The following is a 2595-nucleotide window of genomic DNA, read 5'->3' as shown; positions in this document are numbered from 1 at the left end:
GCGGTGGCCACGAGCTGGGTGATGTTCGCGCGCTCATGCTCGCGGCCGCGCGGCGGCGGGCCGGCCCGCCGCCAAAGGGCGACGACGACGCCCCAGACCCGGCCCTCGACGATGATCGGCGCGCCGACCGAGGCGTGCATGCCTCCCGCCTGGGCGAGATCGGCCAGCGGGCCGCTGCGGCCCTCGTACGAGTCGATGCGGGCCGGACGGGAGCCGTGCCGCACCACCTCCACGACGCCACCGGCGAAGTCAACCTGTTTGCCCAGCGTCGACTCGGTTCCTGGCTCTCTGTTGTACTCGGCGACGCCGGTCACCGTGCTGGGACCGTCCCAGCGCCAGACCCGCGTGGCGTCCGCGTTGAACAGGTCGGCCGCCTCGGTGGCGACCGCCGCGACGATCTCGGCGAAGGCGACGCCGTTGGCCACCAGCACCGCCACCCGGCGCAACGCCGCCTGCTGAGCGAGGAGCGCCTGCAGCCCGGCCCGGTTCGCCTGCAAGGATCGACCGGCCCGCAGCACGGTCGCCAGCCCGGGCACCACCCCGTCCTGCAGACGCCGCAGGACTCGGTCCGGGACGTCTCCGGGGACGACGAGCGCGCCCGGGTCCAACGGCAGCTGGATCTGGTCCTCGCGCCGCGGCACCGGATCAGGCTCGATCGCCGCATACGGCAGCCGCATGGCGTACGCGATCCGATCGGAGGCTTCCGGAAGGACGGCGCGCACATCGTCGGCGCCGAGGATGAGCCGGGTCATCTCGGCGACCGCGTCGGCCTCCCGTTTTCGTTCGATGGACTCGAGCGCCCGCGCGCGGGCCAGCTGCGCCAGCGAAGCGGAGACCGTGGCGACCATGAGGTACACCGAAAGCCCGAGCCAGTCCCGCCAGTCCTCGGTCTGGAAGCGCCCGGTCGGCGGGGTGTGGAAGTAGTCGAACGCGAGCGCGCTGAGGATCGACGTCGCCACACCCGACCACAGGCCCCACACCGTGGAGACGACGAGGACACCGGGCAGGTAGACGAGAGCCAGGGCTTCCAGCGGAGCAACCTGCCGCAGCGGGGCGACCAGCAGGGTCTCCGCGACGGTGAACCCGGCGCCGACTGCGATCCCTACGGCGGATGACGGCTGGCTGACCCGCACCAGCCATGACGCTAGGCGTCCGTGCATCAATCGGCCCTCTTGTCGAACACATCGGTTCCGGCGTGGCTGGGCAGGCGGAGCCGGTCGAGCGGAGGCAACCAGTCGATGCTAGGGCGGCAGGCATCGAACGCCGGACTCGTTGCGGTCCTGGTGCCGCGGATCACCCGATGATTCACCTCGGGTGCGGCGCATCACCGCTCTGGATCACATGCAGGGCGCCGGCGGCACCGTGCGCACACCGTTCAAACGCCACCGTCGAAGGTCAATGCTGTCGCGTCGGCAGACGGCGGTGAACAAAGGCGCGCCCGAAGATCCGGGCCTGCGGCGAACGCGCGATTGCCACCATCAACCTCCCGCGGCAACACAACCCCAATTCGTGCCATGTGCTCAGACTCGCAGGTGGGGCGATTACAGCCAAATCATCACTAGGGTGCTCGGTAGGGTTTTCCCTCGCCGCACGCCGATCGGCGTCCGTTCTGCGAGGTGAGACAGCGTTTCCGGTGATCACGGGCCATTTGACTTCAGTGGATGCGGCCCAGAATGCCCCTTGATTGGTGCGGCATTATTTCCGGCAGGCAAACGGCTAACGCACGGCCGTCTGAAAATTAGGAGGGCTGGGCGTGTATCAGCGTGTCCATGAACAGGTCGAAGAGCAGGTAAGGCGCACACCGGACCGGGTTGCCGTGATCGCCGGCACCGTCCGGATGTGTTACGCGGAGCTTGACGCCCGCGCGAACCGGATCGCCCGGGAGCTGGCCCGGGCCGGGGCCGGTCCCGGTGAACTCGTGGGCGTGTGTCTGGGCCGGGACGAGCACCTGCTCCCGGCGCTGCTGGGCGTGCTGAAGACCGGCGCCGCCTACGTGCCGATGGACCCGGCGTACCCGGCCGAGCGGCTGGCGTACATCGCCGGCGACACGAAGATGCGGCTCGTCGCGACCACCCGTGCCTCGACGTGGGCCGGCCTGGACGCGGTCGCGGTGCCGGTCGACGAGATCGCCGCGGACGCCGACGCGACCCCGCTGGACCTGCCCGGCGACGGCACCGACGTAGCGTACGTCATCTATACCTCCGGCTCCACCGGCAGCCCCAAGGGCGTCGTCGTCGAGCACCGCAACACGATGAACCTGCTGCGGTGGGAGGCGGCCGCGTACACGGCCGAGGAACTGCGGGGCATGCTCGCCACCGCGTCGATCTGCTTCGACCCGTCGATCACCCAGCTGTTCCTGCCCCTGGTCACGGGCGGCACGGTCATCCTCGCCGACAACGTCCTCGCGCTGCCGACTCTGCCGGCCCGGGATGAGGTCACGACCGTCTACGGTGTGCCGTCCGCGCTCGCCGCGCTGCTGCGGTCGCCGCTGCCGAGCGGCGTGCGGGCCGTGTTCGCCGGTGGGGAGCCGCTGACCCGGGCGCTGGTCGACCGGATCTACGCCAACCCGGGCGTGCGGCGGGTGCTCAACCTGTA

General features: G+C 70.5%; 2 protein-coding genes and 1 pseudogene. 2 read left to right on the top strand and 1 reads right to left on the bottom strand.

The window, feature by feature from the left end:
• A partial coding sequence (locus tag AB0I21_RS57355) for a DUF4118 domain-containing protein (protein WP_360574490.1) occupies positions 1 to 1133 on the bottom strand: 1133 nt, incomplete at its 3' end.
• Between the two features lie 211 nt (positions 1134 to 1344).
• Between AB0I21_RS57355 and AB0I21_RS57350 the strand changes: the two are divergent.
• Together AB0I21_RS57350 and AB0I21_RS57345 are read left to right on the top strand one after the other, a co-directional pair.
• Positions 1345 to 1480, top strand: a pseudogene (locus AB0I21_RS57350) (IS5/IS1182 family transposase); the annotation flags it as partial.
• A 273-nt stretch (positions 1481 to 1753) separates the two neighbouring features.
• Positions 1754 to 2595 (top strand): AMP-binding protein (locus tag AB0I21_RS57345; protein ID WP_360574488.1); only part of this gene is annotated, 842 nt, incomplete at its 3' end.

Origin of the sequence: Dactylosporangium sp. NPDC050588 (genome assembly GCF_040654975.1) — a bacterium.
In the GTDB taxonomy this organism is placed as follows: Bacteria; Actinomycetota; Actinomycetes; order Mycobacteriales; family Micromonosporaceae; genus Dactylosporangium; species Dactylosporangium maewongense.
This window is presented reverse-complemented; position numbering and strand designations above follow the sequence as displayed.